16 protein-coding genes and 1 pseudogene are annotated in these 18,184 nt (G+C 42.5%); 1 reads left to right on the forward strand and 16 read right to left on the reverse strand.

Features of this window, described 5'->3' with window-relative positions; genetic code table 11:
• Window positions 1–58: 58 nt before the first annotated feature.
• Genes ACHUFA_RS07260 through ACHUFA_RS07280 form a run of 5 tightly spaced genes read right to left on the reverse strand, consistent with a single transcriptional unit; the run spans window position 59 to window position 5,269 of the window.
• Window positions 59–1,120, reverse strand: a complete 1,062-nt coding sequence (locus ACHUFA_RS07260) for a zinc-binding dehydrogenase (RefSeq protein ID WP_222348775.1) — start codon at window positions 1,118–1,120, stop codon at window positions 59–61.
• Window positions 1,121–1,174: 54 nt separating this feature from the next.
• Window positions 1,175–2,443, reverse strand: coding sequence for a PTS galactitol transporter subunit IIC (locus ACHUFA_RS07265; protein ID WP_222348776.1), 1,269 nt, complete (start codon window positions 2,441–2,443; stop codon window positions 1,175–1,177).
• Window positions 2,444–2,496: 53 nt separating this feature from the next.
• Window positions 2,497–2,796 carry a PTS sugar transporter subunit IIB gene (locus tag ACHUFA_RS07270; RefSeq protein ID WP_222348778.1) on the reverse strand — a complete coding sequence of 100 codons (300 nt, stop codon included), beginning with the start codon at window positions 2,794–2,796 and terminating at the stop codon, window positions 2,497–2,499.
• A gap of 25 nt (window positions 2,797–2,821) precedes the next feature.
• Window positions 2,822–3,298 carry a PTS sugar transporter subunit IIA gene (locus tag ACHUFA_RS07275; protein ID WP_394405304.1) on the reverse strand — a complete coding sequence of 159 codons (477 nt, stop codon included), beginning with the start codon at window positions 3,296–3,298 and terminating at the stop codon, window positions 2,822–2,824.
• Between the two features lie 39 nt (window positions 3,299–3,337).
• The gene (locus ACHUFA_RS07280) at window positions 3,338–5,269 is read right to left on the reverse strand and encodes a BglG family transcription antiterminator (protein WP_222348782.1); all 1,932 of its coding nucleotides are present in this window, start codon (window positions 5,267–5,269) and stop codon (window positions 3,338–3,340) included.
• A 268-nt stretch (window positions 5,270–5,537) separates the two neighbouring features.
• On the opposite strand from ACHUFA_RS07280, the gene ACHUFA_RS07285 reads away from it, so the two are divergent.
• The gene (locus ACHUFA_RS07285; protein WP_222348783.1) at window positions 5,538–7,922 is read left to right on the forward strand and encodes a phosphoketolase family protein; all 2,385 of its coding nucleotides are present in this window, start codon (window positions 5,538–5,540) and stop codon (window positions 7,920–7,922) included.
• Window positions 7,923–8,034: 112 nt separating this feature from the next.
• Here ACHUFA_RS07285 and ulaG read toward each other — a convergent pair whose 3' ends face one another.
• From ulaG to srlE, 11 genes and pseudogenes are all read right to left on the reverse strand, one after another.
• Window positions 8,035–9,126 carry an L-ascorbate 6-phosphate lactonase gene (gene ulaG, locus ACHUFA_RS07290; protein ID WP_394405305.1) on the reverse strand — a complete coding sequence of 364 codons (1,092 nt, stop codon included), beginning with the start codon at window positions 9,124–9,126 and terminating at the stop codon, window positions 8,035–8,037.
• Window positions 9,127–9,295: 169 nt separating this feature from the next.
• Window positions 9,296–10,972 (reverse strand): BglG family transcription antiterminator, encoded by a 1,677-nt coding sequence (locus ACHUFA_RS07295; protein WP_222348787.1) that lies wholly within the window; start codon window positions 10,970–10,972, stop codon window positions 9,296–9,298.
• 171 nt (window positions 10,973–11,143) lie between these two features.
• On the reverse strand, window positions 11,144–11,860 hold the full coding sequence (locus ACHUFA_RS07300; protein ID WP_222348789.1) for an L-ribulose-5-phosphate 4-epimerase: 717 nt from the start codon (window positions 11,858–11,860) through the stop codon (window positions 11,144–11,146).
• A gap of 1 nt (window position 11,861) precedes the next feature.
• Window positions 11,862–12,725, reverse strand: coding sequence for an L-ribulose-5-phosphate 3-epimerase (locus tag ACHUFA_RS07305; protein WP_394405306.1), 864 nt, complete (start codon window positions 12,723–12,725; stop codon window positions 11,862–11,864).
• Between the two features lie 5 nt (window positions 12,726–12,730).
• The gene (locus ACHUFA_RS07310; protein WP_222348793.1) at window positions 12,731–13,396 is read right to left on the reverse strand and encodes a 3-keto-L-gulonate-6-phosphate decarboxylase UlaD; all 666 of its coding nucleotides are present in this window, start codon (window positions 13,394–13,396) and stop codon (window positions 12,731–12,733) included.
• 168 nt (window positions 13,397–13,564) lie between these two features.
• Window positions 13,565–14,050, reverse strand: a complete 486-nt coding sequence (locus ACHUFA_RS07315) for a PTS sugar transporter subunit IIA (RefSeq protein WP_222348795.1) — start codon at window positions 14,048–14,050, stop codon at window positions 13,565–13,567.
• A 60-nt stretch (window positions 14,051–14,110) separates the two neighbouring features.
• Window positions 14,111–14,389, reverse strand: a complete 279-nt coding sequence (locus ACHUFA_RS07320; protein ID WP_222348796.1) for a PTS sugar transporter subunit IIB — start codon at window positions 14,387–14,389, stop codon at window positions 14,111–14,113.
• Between the two features lie 58 nt (window positions 14,390–14,447).
• On the reverse strand, window positions 14,448–15,878 hold the full coding sequence (locus tag ACHUFA_RS07325) for a PTS sugar transporter subunit IIC (RefSeq protein ID WP_222348798.1): 1,431 nt from the start codon (window positions 15,876–15,878) through the stop codon (window positions 14,448–14,450).
• A gap of 207 nt (window positions 15,879–16,085) precedes the next feature.
• Window positions 16,086–16,759: pseudogene (locus tag ACHUFA_RS07330) on the reverse strand (fructose-6-phosphate aldolase).
• 10 nt (window positions 16,760–16,769) lie between these two features.
• Window positions 16,770–17,135, reverse strand: coding sequence for a PTS glucitol/sorbitol transporter subunit IIA (locus ACHUFA_RS07335; RefSeq protein ID WP_394405307.1), 366 nt, complete (start codon window positions 17,133–17,135; stop codon window positions 16,770–16,772).
• Window positions 17,136–17,179: 44 nt separating this feature from the next.
• Window positions 17,180–18,181, reverse strand: a complete 1,002-nt coding sequence (gene srlE / locus ACHUFA_RS07340) for a PTS glucitol/sorbitol transporter subunit IIB (RefSeq protein WP_222347437.1) — start codon at window positions 18,179–18,181, stop codon at window positions 17,180–17,182.
• Window positions 18,182–18,184: the final 3 nt, after the last annotated feature.

The raw sequence follows: 18,184 nt of genomic DNA on the forward strand, positions 1-18,184 counted from the left end.
GAAAACTCCTCATATCCAGCGGATATAAGGAGTTCAATCCACCTCAATGGTGTCTTATTTAAAACTCACCTGGATTTGATTCAATCATTACTTTGAATTCTTTACCACCCATAACGGCTTCAAAAGCTGTACGCCATTCTTCTAGCGGGAATTTCTTCGTAATCATCTTATCAATATCAATCGCTCCCTTGTCAAGCAAGTGAATAGCGATCGGCCAGTCGAACGGATTTTGAGAACGAGAACCAATGTATTCAATTTCACGTTGAATGATAGATTCTGTATCCAATTCGATGTATTTTTTAGCAAATAGTCCAACTTGGACAAACTGACCACGTTTTTTCATCAATGGCAATACTTGGTTTACAGCAGGTGCCGCTCCAGATGCATCATATGCCTTATCAACACCGTAACCATCCGTATATTTGTAGACGATTTCTGCTAAATCTTCTTTCATGGTATCCACCACAACATCTGCTCCCAACTCCTTAGCAAAAGCCAAGCGGTCAGCATCTTGAGTGATACCAGTCATAATAACAAAGGCACCAATTTCTTTCGCAATTTGCAAGAGGAAGAGGCCAATTGGACCAGGCCCCATGATGATAATTTTATCATGAAGTGATAACTGGCTCTTTTGGTACATAGCATGTACACAACAAGCCAATGGCTCTGTCATTGCTGCACCTTCGTAACTAAGTGTATCTGGTAAAATATGAATGCTTTCTTCACGTGCTAAAACGTATTTTGCCATAGAACCATTTTGCTGGGTTCCAATACCTTTACGTTTCATGGCAAGATTATATTGTTTGTCATGAGTATAAATATCTGTGCTTGTTTCAAAAGTTGTTTCACTCGTTACACGGTCCCCAACTTTAACCTTGGTTACCTTGTCTCCAACCGCAACAACTTCACCTGCGAATTCGTGTCCAAGCACGACTGGTGTTGCTGGGTTATTGTATTCACCTTTGAAAGTGTGGATATCTGAGCCACAGATTCCTGTAAATGCAACTTTGATTAAAACTTTATCATCTACTGCTTTTGGGACATCCAATTCAAGAAAGTCCATTTTGTCATATCCGGGTTCTGTTTTGAAGACACCCATCATTTTTTCAGGAATACTCATTATTTTACCTCGAATTTCGTTTAGAAAATGCCTTTATTTTTAAATACTAATTGCTTAGAAGATTGATTGTACCAATCGAGAAAGTGCCAAGAAAATCCAGTTCAAGACGTTACCACCTGTATCGAAGTTTGTTACAAGAGAAGCGCCTTCTGGGAATTTGATAACCCCTTCAGCCATTTGAGTCAATACTGGTGCAAAGTCAGTTGCCATCCACAAAGCGAGTGTAATTGTAACTGTCAAAGCGATTACTGAGTGAAGGATATTACCTTTACGTGTTGGAACTACCAAGGCTGCAAAGAATGGAATAGTTGCCAAGTCTGCAAATGGAAGTACACGGTTACCAGGTAGAATAACAGCGATAAAGAGTGTAATTGGTACCATTAAGAGACCTGTTGAAAGGGCTGCTGGTGAACCAGTTGCAAGAGCCGCATCCATACCAAGATAGATTTCACGATCGCCATAACGTTTTTGAAGCATTGCTTGAGCTGCTTCTTGGATAGGAATCAAACCTTCCATCAAAATTTTAACCATACGTGGCAAGATGAACATAACAGCCCCCATTGCCATACCAGTTTGAAGAATTTTTGTAAGATCGTAGCCGCCAAGAATAGCTAGAGCCATACCAATGATGATACCCATAATCATTGGTTCACCAAAGATACCAAAACGTTTTTGAATTGTTTCTGGTTCCACGTCCAATTTTCCAAGACCTGGAATTTTGCTAACTGCCCACGCAACAGGAATACCAATGAGGGCATAACCTTGTGCAGAACCTGTAGAAAGAGATACCCCTTCAAGACCATAGTATTCTTGAACATATGGTGCTGTTTTATCTGCAACGATTTGAACGATAACTGTGTAAATAACACCACAAACAATACCCCAGAAGAAGTTACCAGTTACAATATAACCAGTTGCTGCTGCAGCTGACATATGCCAGTAGTTCCAGATATCGATGTTCAATGTTTTCGTCCAGTTGAAAGCCAACATAATCAAGTTCACAACCAAAACAACTGGAATCATTACTGCTGCAATTGGTTGAGCCCATGTAGCGGCTGCCACACCTGGCCAACCTACGTCAACGACTGTCAAATTAAGTCCCATGTGTTCAACCATTGCTTGTGCAGCAGGTCCAACGTTATCAGACAAGAGACCCAATACGAGGTTGATCCCCAACATACCAATACCAACTGTTAAACCAGATGTGATGGCATTTTTCAATGGCACACGGAAAACCATTGCCAAAACGAAGATGATGATTGGGAGCACTACGCTTGATCCCATGTTCAAGATCCCTTGAACGACATTAGTTAATGTATCCATAACTACTCCTTTTTTTAATTTTTTATTATGATACCTAAGTAAATTGCTTCAACCTATTTATTAGCTTGAATTTGTGCAACAGTGTCCAGAATTTCTTGCTCAACTTTTGCTTGGTTAATTCCTGTCAAGAAAGCCATTGCTTTAATTGCTGGAATATCGTATGTAGTTGGCAACATTGTTGTTGTGATCAACATGTCATGTGTTGCTTGTTTTGAAGCAGCTTCTGCAATTTTAATTTGCGTAAATTCTGCATCAATCTTGTTGTTCTTAAACAAGTCTTCAATTTTCTTCATTACAACTGTTGATGTAGCGATACCAGCGCCACACGCTACGAGAACTTTAATTTTTGCCATAATAATGGTCTCCTTTATTATTTATTTATAAATTATTTTGTTTAACAATAGTAAGAACTTCTTCTGCCGAGGTGGCTTGACGAAGGGTTGTTAGAATTTCATCGTTTTGCAACAATCCCATAAGGGATTGAAGCATCTCGAGTTGAGCATGCGGTTGGTTTAATCCAAGAACAAACACAATGCTAGCTTCAACGGATTGCTCAATGTCCTCCATACTTTTGAACTCAACAGGTTCTTTGTTGATGACAATTGCAACAAATTCATTCAAGATACACTCTGCATCTGTATGGGGAATTGCAACCCCGATGTTTTCTAACTGAATTCCCGTAGGGAAGGTTGCTTCACGAGCTGTTACACGAGGTAGAAAATCTTCTTGTACATACCCCAAATCAAAGGCTTTCTCATGAACTGTTTGAAACAAGTCGCTACTAGACGCCAATGCTTTGTCAGTGAAAATTAATTTTTCTGTCAAGTAATTTGACAATTTAATTGATTCAGTCATAAATTGAACCAACTCCTTTCGCTTATTCTATAATCTACATCATAGTCGATCTATAAATTCTGCCTCTGTTTGACTAGCACTGAGCAAGTCAATGTAGGCTGTTGTATCTATTTTGGAATATAAACCAATCAAGGCATTTTTATAAATTTGGTCATCGCCTTCTGCAATCGCAATCAAGACAACGACACTAATCAAATTTTGTCCCCAACGGATTGGTTTTTCCAAGGTCATCATCACCAATTCAGATTCTTTGACTACTGCAGGATCTGCATGTGGTAAAGCAATTCCAGTATAAACACTTGTACTACCCAACTTTTCACGAGCCAAGACGGATTGTAAAAACTTCTTACTCTTTCGATTTTTTATAGAGGTTTTTTTAACCATCGCCTCTATACACTCTTCAACCGTTTTGTAGGACTGATTAAGAAGAATGTTGCCATTCAATAAATCTAGTACAACTGATTTTGAAAAGACGTCATTATCATGAATAGCAGATAACATATTCCTGTTTCCCTTTGTGAGACTAGAATAAGTCTGTTGAAGCATTTCCAATTCTTTATCTGTGACAATTGGGCTCACTCGAATATAATTTTTGGCGAGATGATCTAGCTGAATGGAACTAATGATTAAATCTGCTTGTTCAATCTTTTCAGCTGTTAAATCCTTCAAGTCTATTTTCATCAAATAGTCAAAACTCGAAATAGTTCTCCGCAGAGAATTCATAATCAATTCCGATGTGGCGAGACCATGTGGACAAATCACATAAATATTGAGTGGTTTGTTGAGTTTTTCCACAGATATTTCCAGATAGATGGTCAGAAAAGCAATTTCGGCATCTACCATTTCCACATCGTATTCCTCAGAAATCGTCTTTGAAGCTAACCATGCGATATAGTAAAGAACACTATAGCGTGACTTAATATCTTCGGTGATTTGATTGCGGATATTAATCCCACTCTTCAAACGATAAATCATCGGTTGCATGTGGTTAAGAAGCATCTTATACAAGTGTTCATCTTTGGTAAATTCAACCCCTGAAAGCCGCTCCACCCGTTCAATAAAACGATTAACCGTTTGCTGAATATCTGACTGGACAACCAATTGTGATTCATAACCAACTGATAGAAGGGTGTAACAAATATTACGAATTTCTACATCTGGTATCAATTGCATTGAAATGCCTACACTCTTACTCATCAACTCACCCGCTATTACGTAGACTTCATATTGTGGTAAGTCTTCTACAATAATAGTAGATGTTGCCTCTGAGATCAGATTTCCTTTCCTGTAGCGATGACTACTAATCAGCAAATCCAAGACGAGGTAGATACTGTACTGTTCAGCTGTTCTATAGTGATAAGCTGTTGAAGACTTGCTGACATTTTCAATGGTAGAAACAATTTCTTCCCTATCAAAAAATAAATCCAGACTCCCCTCTCTTACTTCTTGTTCACTTAGATCAAAATGCTGAATCAGATAATTACGGAAGAATTTACGAATCGCCTCTTCCTTTGCTTTAAGAAAATACTGACCACTTCTCCGAACCAATGAAATATGGTAAGGAGCCAATTGCTGTTCAATCCTTTCAAAATCTCTTCGAATGGAAGCCTCACTAATGAAGTGTGTGGTTGACCATTCTAGAATATCAATCCCTTCCGTTTCTAAAACTAATTTTTTCAATAATTCACAGTCTCGTTGAAACTGAGAAGTCTCATCTAATTGTTCAAACTGATTTTGTTCTAAAAAATGAAGGACTTGGCGTTTTTGTTCTGGATTCAACTCCAATCGAATACCGTGTCTAGGTTTTTTCTCGATTTCAACATTAAAGGGAAATAGTTCATCATTGATGACAACTAAGTCTGCATAAGCAGTCTTAGTAGAAATCCCATACCTCGCTGCTAACTCCTGGCCAGTCACATATTGATTGGCTGCCAATAATTCACGGAGAATATTGATTTGTCTTGTGTTCAATTTCTATTCCTCATCTCTGTTACATTGTCATTATATTACAAGCGCTTACAAAACTAAAGTCAACCTTCTTCCACATTAATGTGGAAGTTGTGAAATTTTGTGAAATATAATTATTTATTATACTTTAAAAACCCAGGTTTTATGTTGTTTTCTCCGTTTTTATGAAAATTTCCTGATTGGTTTTCTTATGTTTTTCCTTCTTTGACTTCCATTTAAGAACATGGTATATTCGTCTTGTGAAACAAATTACAATTTAAGGAGTCTTGTTATGACAACTATTTTTGACTCGAAAGAGTATCTTGCTAAGGTCGATGCTTGGTGGCGTGCAGCAAACTATATTTCTGCAGCCCAAATGTATTTAAAAGACAATCCTCTACTGAAACGTGAAGTAGTAGAAGCTGATTTGAAGGCTCACCCAATCGGTCACTGGGGAACAGTTCCAGGACAAAACTTCATCTATGCACACTTGAATCGTGCCATTAACAAATACGATGCAGACATGTTCTACATTGAAGGACCTGGTCACGGCGGACAAGTCATGGTATCTAATTCTTATCTTGACGGTTCCTACACTGAATTGAATCCAAACATTCCGCAAACTGAGGAAGGTTTTAAACAATTATGTAAGATTTTCTCCTTCCCAGGTGGTATTGCTTCTCACGCTGCTCCTGAAACTCCAGGATCTATCCATGAAGGTGGTGAATTAGGTTACGCACTTTCTCACGCAACAGGTGCTATTCTTGATAATCCAGATGTAATTGCTGCTACTGTTATTGGTGACGGGGAAGCTGAAACTGGACCTTTGATGGCTGGTTGGTTTGCCAATACATTTATCAACCCTGTCAACGATGGTGCTGTTTTGCCTATTCTCTACCTCAATGGTGGTAAAATTCACAACCCAACTATTCTTGAGCGTAAAACAAATGAAGAATTAGAGCAATTCTTCTCTGGTCTTGGTTGGAAACCAATCTTTGCAAATGTTGTTGACTTAGCAGAAGACCATGCAGCTGCTCATGCTCATTTTGCTGAAAAATTAGACCAAGCTATCGAAGAAATCAAAGCAATCCAAACTGAAGCGCGTAAAGCTTCTGCTGAAGAAGCTACCATGCCTGCTTGGCCAGTTATCGTAGCACGTATCCCTAAAGGTTGGACAGGTCCAAAATCATGGGAAGGGGCTCCAATCGAAGGTGGTTGGCGTGCTCACCAAGTTCCAATCCCAGTAGATGCACACCATATGGAACACCTTGATGCACTTCTTGGCTGGTTGAAAGCTTATCGCCCAGAAGAGCTCTTTGATGACCAAGGTCGTCTCTTGCCTGAAATTGCTGAAATCTCACCTAAAGGTGACCGTCGTATGTCTATGAATCCAATCACAAACGCTGGTGTTATCAAAGCAATGGATACCACTGATTGGAAAAAACATGCATTTGCTATCGAGACTCCAGGTAGTATCGTTGCACAAGATATGATTGAATTTGGTAAATATGCTGCCGACTTAGTCGAAGCCAATCCAGACAACTTCCGTATCTTTGGTCCTGACGAAAGCAAATCTAACCGTCTCAACGAAGTCTTCAAGAAAACTAACCGCCAATGGATGGGCCGTCGCGATGCTTCATACGATGAATGGTTGTCACCTGCTGGTCGCGTCATTGATTCACAATTATCTGAACACCAAGCCGAAGGCTTGTTGGAAGGTTATGTCTTAACAGGACGTCATGGTTTCTTCGCTTCATATGAATCATTCTTGCGCGTTGTTGATACAATGATTACCCAACATTTCAAATGGTTACGCAAATCTAAGACACATACTACATGGCGTAAAAACTACCCAGCGCTCAATTTGATTGCTACTTCAACAGTATTCCAACAAGACCATAACGGTTACACTCACCAAGATCCAGGTATCTTGACTCACTTGTCTGAAAAGACTCCTGAATACATCCGTGAATATTTGCCAGCTGACACAAACAGCTTGTTAGCCGTGATGGATAAAGCATTCAAAGCTGAGGATAAGATTAACTTGATTGTGACTTCTAAACATCCTCGTCCTCAATTCTACTCAGTAGATGAAGCTACTGAATTGGTTGAAAAAGGCTACAAAGTCATCGATTGGGCTTCAACAGTTTCTGCTGATGAAGAACCTGATGTTGTATTCGCAGCAGCAGGTACTGAGCCAAACTTAGAAGCACTCGCTGCCATTACTATCTTACACAAAGCCTTCCCTGAGTTGAAGATTCGCTTTGTAAACGTTGTCGATATTCTAAAACTTCGTCATCCAAATGTAGATCCTCGCGGATTGTCTGATGAAGAATTCGATAAAGTCTTCACAACAGATAAACCTGTTATCTTTGCATTCCACGCCTATGAAGGAATGATTCGTGATATCTTCTTTACTCGTCACAATCACAATCTTCATGTACATGGTTATCGTGAAAACGGTGATATCACAACCCCATTCGATATGCGTGTCATGTCTGAATTGGATCGCTTCCACCTCGCTCAAGACGCAGCAGTCGCTGTTTTAGGTGATGCAGCAAGCGAATTTGCAGCTAAAATGTCTGAAACTGTGGCTTACCATAAAGAGTATATCCGTGAACACGGTGATGACATCCCAGAAGTTCAAAGCTGGAAATGGGAAAATGTTAATAAATAAGCTGCTAAAACAGCAGAAAAGCCATTCAATCGAATGGCTTTTTTATTTTAGAGAGAAAAAACACTCCCCTAATAGATAGGAGAGCGTCTCATAATGGGAGTAATTTAAACCATTACAACAAGGCTTTGAATTGAATATTGGAGTCTTCTAGGAAGCAATCATCAAAGCCACGTGGGTGGTGGTACTCAATGCGGTCTTTGTCCATTGGGTAGGTGTACTTGCCGCCTACTTCCCAGATAAATGGATGGAAGTCATATTGAAGGCGCTCTTTGCGCATTTTCCAGAGTTCAAGGATTTCATCTGTTGAGGCCATAAAGTTTGACCAGATGTCATAGTGAACGGGGATGATAACCTTGGCACGCAGATTTTCAGCCATGCGAAGCAAGTCAATAGAGGTCATCTTGTCTTGGATTCCCAGTGGATTTTCACCATAATTGTTGAGTGCAACATCGATCTTGAAGTCACGACCATGTTTGGCAAAGTAATTGGAGAAATGTGAATCCGCACCGTGGTAAATGGTTCCGCCAGGTGTTTCAAAGACGTAGTTAACAGCCTTGCGCGCCATTTCTTCGTCCGTCACAGCAAGACCAGCCAATTCATCATCCTGAGCATCTGCGCCGTCAACAGGGAGCGTTACCAAGCAAGTGCGGTCAAAGGATTCAACAGCGGTCACTTTCATATCTTTGAATTCAAAGCTGTCGCCCGGTTTAACAATGATGATGCGGTCTTCCGACACACCCCATTTTTTCCAGATTTCCCCACATTCGTATGGTCCAACAAATTTGACATGGTCCAGATTTGGATTGTTGACAATAGCTGCCGCAGTATTGATATCAATGTGATCACTGTGGAAATGAGACACCAAGTAGTAGTCTAATTCGTTGATGGCAAATGGGTCGATGACCATCGGCTGCACGCGCAAATTTGGTTGCAATTTACGCACACCGGCCATGTTGGCCATTTGGTGTCCACGCACCATATCTTTGACTTTTTTAGTGGATTTGCCGCGAGCTGACCAGAGATCCATGACAATGTTGGCTCCGCCAGGTGTTTTGACCCAGACACCGCAGTTTCCCAGCCACCACATAGCAAAATTGCCTTCTGGTACTACTTCTTCTTCAATTTCCTCATTGAGCCATGTTCCCCATTCTGGGAAAGTTGAAAGAATCCAAGATTCACGGGTAATATCTTGTACTTTAGCCATTTTATTTCCTCCAAAATACACTTTTTGATGTTTTCTATAGTCCTAGTATAGCCCTAAAAACGGTTTCAAAAAAGACCAAGTCACACACAGGAGTGTGTACAAAAGTGGACCGATTTCAGATACTGCTTTCACCCACTAAAAAATCCTCGACGACTGTCGAGGCTCCCCTTTAATTATTGTGGCGAACAAATGTCATTTCGGACAAGAGTTCTTCTCTAAAAATTTTTTCGATTTCCCGTCGCAGGACATAGGATTCTTGCTTGTCTTTGACAAATCCAGCGATGATATAATCCAGCCGTTGCGAAAAATCTTCTTCTTGCCGTTTTCCTTGGCTGTCTACAAAAGAAATAATGCGGATCATTTCATCATCCGTCAAAATCGCTTTGGTGATCAACATGGGCACAGGCGAATCAATGCCATCACTCGTAGAAATGACGAGGTCCGATGTTAGGATATCCCGAACGCTGTTCAATTGTTCAGTGGTGAACACCGCGTCGATGGTGACCATGGGCAGGGCTTGCTGGCATTGTTTGAGAAAGAGCTTGCGCACCGCTAGGACTTCATCGCAGACCAGCATCACATGCACCTTCTTTTCCTCCACAGGAGCAGACTTTAATTCGGCCCCTAGATGGATGGTGATATAGGCGATATCATCGTCTGAGAGCTCAAGCTGCCAATCTTCCTCCAGCAAGGGAATACAGGCTTTTGTCACATAAAAGAGTTGACCGTATTCTTCCTGAATTAAGGCGGTGATTGGGTTTGTCGAGAATATACCGTAGGTTTTCCGATAAAGCAAAGCCTTACAATGCCGCACAAGCTGGTCAAGAAGCTCCGCTGAATTTTCAAACGTCAGCTGATAATCCTCCGTAATCTTTTCAATGAAGCGCGCCAAACTTGTCCGAATCCCGTCAAAATCATGACTGGAAACATGGACGTCGCGATCTTTGCGAAAAGACAAGAGCAGCATGGCAATGATGCATGTCTCAATCTCATCCAACTCAAGCACAAATTCTTCTTGGAAATTCTCTGCAATTTTGGCTGCTACTTGGTATTCTAAGCGCTGCTCCGCGGGTGAAAAATCAGCTAGCACATCTGCTTTTTCTGCTGCGCTCAAGTCCATATTTTGGTAAGTCATCCACAGATAGGGCAAAATATTGACCAATTTCCAACTGTCCTGTGGACTAATTTTTTTCCCCAGAAGCCCCACCAAGCCATCAATCTGTTGGCGTAAAAAGGCCGTTCGGTCGGCGGAGAAAAACGCTGCATGAGACGGAATGGTCTCCAATTTTTCTCTGGCTAGGTTAATGTAGTGATTCGTTCCCACCGTCAGCAACACATCCATCAAGCGATAAGTGTATTGAATAGCGGACAAGGGATGTCCTTCTAGATAATAGCCCTTCAACTTGGTCACTTTGAGCTGCAAACAGTATTGTTCCTGAGACAGACGCTCCCGAATGACCGTCAAGTCATTGAGAATGGTATTTCTTGACACCTCCACCAACTGCATCATCTTTTCAATCGTCACGCGCTCTTGGGCTACCGCGATATAGGTCAAGAGCAAGAGCATCCGCTCCTCAGCATTCATGACATAATGGTAGGAATCTATTCCCTCCATCAAGTCTTGACAGGCCTTTTTTTGCTCCTCAGATAAAATAAGCCCAATGCGTGGATAGGCAACGACTTCCTGTATACCATCGGGCAACGAATCGTTAATCTTTTCCAAATGATAATAAATCTTCCTGCGAGATTGGCCTAAGTTTTTTGAGATTTTCATGATTGTCTCGGGCATTTCCAGCTGGATCAGATAAGAGAGGAGGGCATAGCTTTTTTTATCTAAAACAATCATCCAATCACCTTTCCTAACAAATGTACTTTCTATTTTACCAAAAAGAGAAACCGCTCTCAACACTATAATAAATGATGATTCCGTAACAGAAAACTGTCTTTCACTGATATTAGAAGAAAAATGGCAAAGAAAAGCAGGGCACTAACGCTACTTTTCAAAGCCATTTCCTTTCTAGTGGCTATCACCCTTTTGTCCATAGTAGGCATTCGGTCCATGCTTGCGCAGATAATGCTTGTCCATGATGTATCTAGGAGCTGACTCTACGCGAGGGTTGATTTGCTCAGTATAGCGGTTCATGCGAGCCACTTCTTCTAAGACAACTGAGTGATAAACTGCTTGCGCTGGGTCTTTGCCCCAGGTGAACGGTCCATGGTTGCGCACCACGATACCTGGCACCGCCATTGGGTCCAATCCTCGACGGGTGAACTCTTCAATAATCACCGTTCCTGTTTCTTCTTCGTAGGCAGCGTCTACTTCCTCGGTGGTCAATGAACGCGCGCATGGCACAGGACCATAGAAGTAATCCGCATGCGTTGTTCCGTAAAATGGAATATCACGCCCTGCTTGTGCCCAACCAACTGCTTCTGTTGAATGCGTATGGACAATGCCCCCCACTTCTGGCCAAGCCTTGTAGAGTTGCACATGGGTTGGCAGGTCAGAAGATGGATTGAGGGCCCCTTCTACTACATTTCCGTTTAAGTCTGTCACCACCATATTTTCTGGGGTTAATGTCTCATAGTCGACACCCGAGGGTTTGATGACAATTCGACCCAATTCACGGCAAACTTCTGAGACATTGCCCCATGTAAATTTGACCAGACCATGTTCTGGCAAGGATTTATTAGCAGCGCAGACACGCTCGCGCATTTCTTGTAAATTTTTTGGCATTTTACTTCAACCCCGCTTTCTCAATCAATGGATAAAGGAAAGCTTGTGCTTCTTCTATAGCAGCTCGAGTCTCCTCAACCATTTCACAATTTTCTGACCACATTTCAATCAAAAATGGGCCATTATAATTGGTCTTCTTGATAACAGCAAACATCTCTTCCCAGTCCACGCAACCTTGGCCAAACGGCACATCGCGGAATTGTCCTTTTGACGTCTCTGTTACCGCGTAAGTATCTTTCAAATGCAGTGCAGCGATTGATTTGTGACCATTGTAAAATTCACTCCACAAGTCATTGTGCCAAGCAGATACATTTCCTGTATCAGGGTAGACGAAGAGGTAAGGTGAATCGATTTCCTTTTCCACCGCCAAGTATTTTTCGATAGAATTGATGAATGGATCATCCATGATTTCGATGGACAGCATGACCTGAGCTTCTTCGGCCCAGTCGCAGGATTTTCTCAGATTTTTGAGAAAGCGTGCGCGGGTTTCAGGCGATTTTTCTTCGTAGTAGACGTCGTAGCCAGCCAGCTGAATGGTCCGAACACCCAAGTCCTGCGCCAACTCAATACATTTTTTCATGAGTTCGAGCGATTTGGCTTCTATTTCTGGATTATCGGAACCAAGCGGATACCGGCGATGTCCAGAAAAACAAATGGTCGGAATACGCACACCTGTCTCATAAATGGCTTTGACAATCTCTAGGCGCTCTGCCTTGGTCCAGTCCAGACGAGCCAGACGATCATCCGACTCATCCACAGACATTTCCACAAAATCAAACCCAAGTTCCTTCGCAAAATAGAGACGCTCTAGCCAAGTGAACTGCTTAGGCGTCGCCTTTTCATAAATACCGATGGGACGGCTCATAGTCCTCACCCCCAAATGCGACGAATTTCGTCTTTAAATGCACGCGCTGCCGCCGCTGGATCAGCAGCTTCGGTAATGCCACGACCTGCGATAAAGGTGAAGACATCCACCCCTTCAAAAAGTTTCAAGGTATTCACATCAAGACCGCCTGTCACCGATACACGGAAGCCCATATCAATGAGTTTTTTGACTTTATTGAGATCTTTTTCACCCCATGTTTCGCCAGCAAGAAGGGCATCGCGGGATTGGTGGTAGATAGCTTGGGAAATGCCAGCGTCCAGCCAGAGTTGGGCTTGCTCAAAAGTCCAGTCTCCGTAGAGCTCTATTTGGATTTCACCACGGTCCCCGCGCACTTCAGTGATGGCTTTCAAGGCCGCTTCCATAGTCGGAAGCGTAGCGCAGCAGATACAGGTCATCCAGTCAGCCCCGCGCACTGCATTATTTTTAGCAACTGTGCCACCAGCGTCTGCACATTTGGTGTCTGCTACGATGATTTTTTCTGGAAATAAGCTGCGCAGAACTTCGACAAGTTCTGAACCTACTTGCAACAAGCAGACCGTGCCTGCTTCAATCACGTCTACTTCATGGCCAACTGCCACGGCAGCCTTAACGGCACCTTGTAAATCAGAGTGGTCCAAAGCCACTTGTAAATTTGGGATATGTGTTGTCATTCTTTTTTCCTTTCAAAGTAAGCTACAAAGGGCGTCAAACAGACAATCGCAAAGTAGAAGACCAACCCGCAGGCGCTTGGGTCTAGGTCCTGTCTATCTGTTTGCAGATATCCGTAGCCCCTATTCGATTTTGTCAGATATACAGAAAGATATTCTTTTACGTAACTCTTAGCTTTCCAAATCAAAGCCTTCTAAATAAGGGCTATTCTTTGATTCTTCGACCATGGCCAAGACTTCTTCTGGTGTTTGGCAAGCCACCAAACGTTCGATGGAATTATCCAATTCAAAGAGGGCAATAATCTGCGGGATGGCTACAGATGTATGAATTTTCGGATCTGTAGCTGCCAAGGTCAAGAGCACAGACACTTCCTTACCATCTGAAAAGGTTACTGGCTTAGTTAGGGTAATCAAGGCAAATGAATCCTTCAAAACACCGATACCCGCCTGCGCATGGGGCATAGCCATACCTGGCATCAAAATATAATAGGGACCATATTCTTCTGTTGAAGCAATAATAGCATCGTAGTATTCTTCTGTTGCAGCTCCGCTATCCATCAACGGTTCCACTGCTTTGTGAACCGCTTCTTGCCATGTTTCAGCCGTCAACCCCAAACGAATGGAATTATTCTCAATAAAAGAAGATTTTAAGTTCATAATCGCTCACTTTCTAAATTAGGATATAGGATAAGGAGCTGGTTGGCTCCCGCTCCTTACTTATAACACTTCGCTTAATTTTGTTTTGATTTCATTGTCATCCATGAGATTGTCAAGTCCTACCAATTTACCATTTGTACGACCATCCAATTCATGAATCAGGTGATTTGAAGCGACTACGATATCGTAGCCAGAAGCCAATCCTTTGGCTTCACCAACTGAGCAAGATGCTGACTGGATATCCGTCACTCCTAACTCGCGAAGAGCTTTTTCGACTTTCATTTTAATGACCATTGATGATCCCATGCCATTTCCACATGCGGTTAATACTTTCACCATTATTCTTTCCTCACTTATATTTTAATAACATAGCAGAGCTATTTTGTTGATTGGAGACTTATTGAGCTTCTCCACGGTAGTAAGCTTCTTTGTCTTTGGCCTTCATGAATTGCAATTGTGGAATTGCCAAGAAGAAGAGACAGACAAGGACGTAACCTGCAATACCAAGGTATTTGAAAATGTATCCAAATCCTACCCATGGAATAGCCAAGTCGATATTTCCGTGGTAACCACCTGTCAAACCAAGAAGCGCTACTGCAACAGCACCAACTGCTACTTGAATAATCCCTGAGATGAATGACAAAGCAACTGCTGCTTTCCAACCACCGCGTTTGTCTGCGTACACCGCAATCGCTGCATTATCGAAGAATACTGGTACGAAACCGGTGATAATCAGGATTGGATTTTTGAAGATAACCAAGAGCGCAATAGTGATCAATTGACCGATCAAACCAAAGGCAAATCCTGAAAGAACAGCATTTGAAGAACCGAAACCATAAGAGGCTGCAACGTCCACAGCTGGGAAGGAACCTGGAAGCAATTTGTTTGAAATCCCTTGGAAGGCATTGGTCAATTCTGCAACGAACATGCGCACACCTTGCATCAAGATGAAAAGATAAACAGAGAAAGTCAGAGAGGTTTGCAAGACATACATGAAGAAGGATTTGGCTGGCACGTATGCCCCTGGACCAATCAATTCTGCGTTGGACATGAGTTCTGGGCCGAGGAGAGCCAAGATTCCTCCGAAGAAGACCAACATGAGAGTCGCAGACGCTACCACCGTATCATGGAAGATATTGAGGAAAGTTGGCAATTTTAAATTGTCCAAGTTTTCTTCTTTTTTACCGAAGAATGGTGCTACTTTGTCCACAAACCAGATGGCAAATTGCTGTTGGTGACCAATAGCGAATCCACCGCCGCCGGTTAAGCGTTGAGTTGGTTCCACTGTCATATTGGAGCTGACCGCCCAGTAAAGACCACAGATGATACCAACCGCCCAAGCACCGAAGGCATTTTGCAATTGCGGAATCAAGAGAAGGACAAAAACAGAGATAGTCGCCGCTTGTTGCACCATGATGTGACCTGTGATAAACAAGGTACGAACCTTTGTTACTTTACGAAGAGCTACCAAGAGGATATTAACCCCAAAACCAATCAAGAGAGCTGTTGTTGCCACACTGATGAAGCCCATATCCTCCAACTTGGCATTGGCTGCGGCCAAACCAAAGTAAGGATCAATAACCGCTGCTTCCAAGTTGAATTTTTTCGCAAGAGCGACCAAGATAGGACGGAAGGTGTTCACCAAACCACCCGCACCAACGTTCAAAATCAAGTAACCAACGGTTGCTTTGACAAAACCTGCGAAGACTTCATGAGCTGGCTTTTTCAAGAGAATGTAGCCAATCAACACCAGGAGACCCACGAAGAAAGCTGGGTTTTGCAAGATATTGGTGGAGAACCAATTTAGAGGAATTAAGAGTGTATCCATTATTTCCGCTCCTTTTTAAAATGTTTTCTATAGGCTTATTATAGAATTTGTAAGCGCAAACAAAAAGACCAAGTCTTACACATACAAGTGTTCAAGATTAGACTTGAAGGGGGGATGAGGACAAAAGCGAGTGTGCATTTATTTGGTAAAAAGAAAAGGAGCTATTCCCACGAAAGAGAATAGCTCCTTTTTACTGATATCATTTTTCTATAGGAGACTGCTGCCTTCCCCATATACACTTTCCCAATCTCGTTTAAAATCTGCGACTGCTTTTTCAATCGGTGGTGTCGAAAGGGCGTCCAGCAGGAGCTGAGGAGTGACGGTTACAGCATGCGCTCCAGCAAGTAAGCTGTGATTGATTTGGGAGATATTTTTATAGCTAGCTCCCAGGATTTGACAGGACGCCCTGTCTTTTGAATGAAACTTGCGATGGCCGCAACCAAACTTGCTGCGTCAATCGTGAGATTTTCCATACGATTAAAGTAGGGAGCAACGAAGTCCGCACCAGCTGCAATGGCTAAATAAGCCTGCATTTCCGAATAAATGGCGGTCGCAGTCACTCCAATCCCTTCTGCTTTAAGGCGCTGTATCACAACTAGTCCCGCTTCTGTCACCGGAACCTTGATGTACACTTGCTGGCCAACTCGAGAAAGGATGGCATAGGCTTCTTCCATCATGGTTTCCACATCGGTTGCCACAACTTGAACATGCATCGACTTTTCTTGACCAATGAGATCTCGAATGGCTCTAAAATGTTGAAAAACATCGACCTTTCCTTCTTTTTTCAAGATGGAAGGATTGGTGGTCACACCATCAATCGGAAAAACAGCTGCATATTTTTCAATGTCCTCTAAAGAGGCCGTATCTAACAGAAATACCATGGCTGTCTCCTTACGCAACAATTTGAATTAAGGCCCCTTCTTTCAAAACTGGTACATAATCTACATCTACATGGAGCGTTCCTGGAAGGCTACTTTCTAGCGAACCATCAAGAGAGACCGTAATATGTCCCAAGGCTGACAGATTTTTTTCAACAACATTTCCAACAGCTGTGATGGGATAAGCATGCCCATCAATCAGCAGTTGACCACCAGGTTGAATTTCACCGTTGACTTCTTTATTATCAATGGTAAAGCAGTATTGGGCCAAATCATCCGGCGCGCCGTCTCCAAACAGGATGAACATGCCGGCTTCTTCAATCATATTTTCAGCTTCTGGACCAATAGCTTTGATCCGTGTTTCAAAAATTGTTGACATGAGTTTTCTCTTTTCTTTTTTATTTCAGCAAGTAACATGTAGGCTTATTGATACAAACCAATACTTGCAATCCAAGCAACAATAACACGTGGTACACCACTCAAGAAACGAGAGTAGAGAACAGATGGAACTCCGACTTCAACAGTTTCAGATTCAGCTTCTGACAAACCAAGTGCCACTGGGATAAAGTCACATCCATTTTGCGTATTGATGGCAAAGAGGGCTGGAAGCGCCATTTGTGGCGGAATATTGCCTTTTCCGATTTCCACACCGATCAAGGTACCGATGATTTGCGAAATAACTGCACCAGGGCCTAAGAGCGGAGACAAGAATGGCAAGGAACAGATGAAACCAATGATGACCAAGCCCCAGATATTTCCTGCAAGTGGAACCATGAGTTTAGCAATCCAGTTCCCCACGCCAGAGCCATTGATGATCCCAATTAGGAGCGATACAAAGGCCATGAAAGGTAGGATTGTGTTGAGCATGGTTTGGATGGCATCGCGTGCTGCTTGGTTAAAGATAGCAACGACTTTCCCAGCACCCATACCGATTCGAGCGACCAGGCTCTTTTCTGCACGCTGCTCGGTGATTTTCTTAGATGTATCGTAGGTGCCTGTTTTCGCTGCTTCCGCAACTGGCTCTGCTGTAGCGCTCGCCACTGCTGCTGTTTCACCCGTCGCAGAAATTTGGTCCACACCGACAGCTGATACATATATTTCTTCCGTGATGTATTGGGCCAAGGGACCTGATTTACCAGTTGCTACGATGTTGATGGTTGGAATACCTTTTTTAGGGTAAATGCCACAACGAAGGGTACCACCACAGTCAACGATAGCAAGGGCAATTTCTTCATCTGGAATAGAAGTTTTGAAGCCATTGACCGCTTCCATCCCTGTCAATTCGACGATTTTATCCACGATTTCTGGCTTTTCACCGCCACCAGTGATGTAGATGAATTTGTGTTTTGCTTCTGTCGGCGTGATAACAAGTGGTCCACCAAATCCGCCACTACCTTTGACAACTTTAATGCTATTATATGCCATGAT

This window comes from Streptococcus hepaticus, assembly GCF_043656315.1.
In the GTDB taxonomy this organism is placed as follows: domain Bacteria; phylum Bacillota; class Bacilli; order Lactobacillales; family Streptococcaceae; genus Streptococcus; species Streptococcus hepaticus.

Coding starts and splice junctions, on each gene's coding strand:
- ACHUFA_RS07260 (WP_222348775.1), bottom strand. CDS start 1,120: ATGAGTATTCCTGAAAAAATGATGGGTGTCTTCAAAACAGAACCCGGA.
- ACHUFA_RS07265 (WP_222348776.1), bottom strand. CDS start 2,443: ATGGATACATTAACTAATGTCGTTCAAGGGATCTTGAACATGGGATCA.
- ACHUFA_RS07270 (WP_222348778.1), bottom strand. CDS start 2,796: ATGGCAAAAATTAAAGTTCTCGTAGCGTGTGGCGCTGGTATCGCTACA.
- ACHUFA_RS07275 (WP_394405304.1), bottom strand. CDS start 3,298: ATGACTGAATCAATTAAATTGTCAAATTACTTGACAGAAAAATTAATT.
- ACHUFA_RS07285 (WP_222348783.1), top strand. CDS start 5,538: ATGACAACTATTTTTGACTCGAAAGAGTATCTTGCTAAGGTCGATGCT.
- ulaG (WP_394405305.1), bottom strand. CDS start 9,126: ATGGCTAAAGTACAAGATATTACCCGTGAATCTTGGATTCTTTCAACT.
- ACHUFA_RS07295 (WP_222348787.1), bottom strand. CDS start 10,972: ATGATTGTTTTAGATAAAAAAAGCTATGCCCTCCTCTCTTATCTGATC.
- ACHUFA_RS07300 (WP_222348789.1), bottom strand. CDS start 11,860: ATGCCAAAAAATTTACAAGAAATGCGCGAGCGTGTCTGCGCTGCTAAT.
- ACHUFA_RS07305 (WP_394405306.1), bottom strand. CDS start 12,725: ATGAGCCGTCCCATCGGTATTTATGAAAAGGCGACGCCTAAGCAGTTC.
- ACHUFA_RS07310 (WP_222348793.1), bottom strand. CDS start 13,396: ATGACAACACATATCCCAAATTTACAAGTGGCTTTGGACCACTCTGAT.
- ACHUFA_RS07315 (WP_222348795.1), bottom strand. CDS start 14,050: ATGAACTTAAAATCTTCTTTTATTGAGAATAATTCCATTCGTTTGGGG.
- ACHUFA_RS07320 (WP_222348796.1), bottom strand. CDS start 14,389: ATGGTGAAAGTATTAACCGCATGTGGAAATGGCATGGGATCATCAATG.
- ACHUFA_RS07325 (WP_222348798.1), bottom strand. CDS start 15,878: ATGGATACACTCTTAATTCCTCTAAATTGGTTCTCCACCAATATCTTG.
- ACHUFA_RS07335 (WP_394405307.1), bottom strand. CDS start 17,135: ATGTCAACAATTTTTGAAACACGGATCAAAGCTATTGGTCCAGAAGCT.
- srlE (WP_222347437.1), bottom strand. CDS start 18,181: ATGGCATATAATAGCATTAAAGTTGTCAAAGGTAGTGGCGGATTTGGT.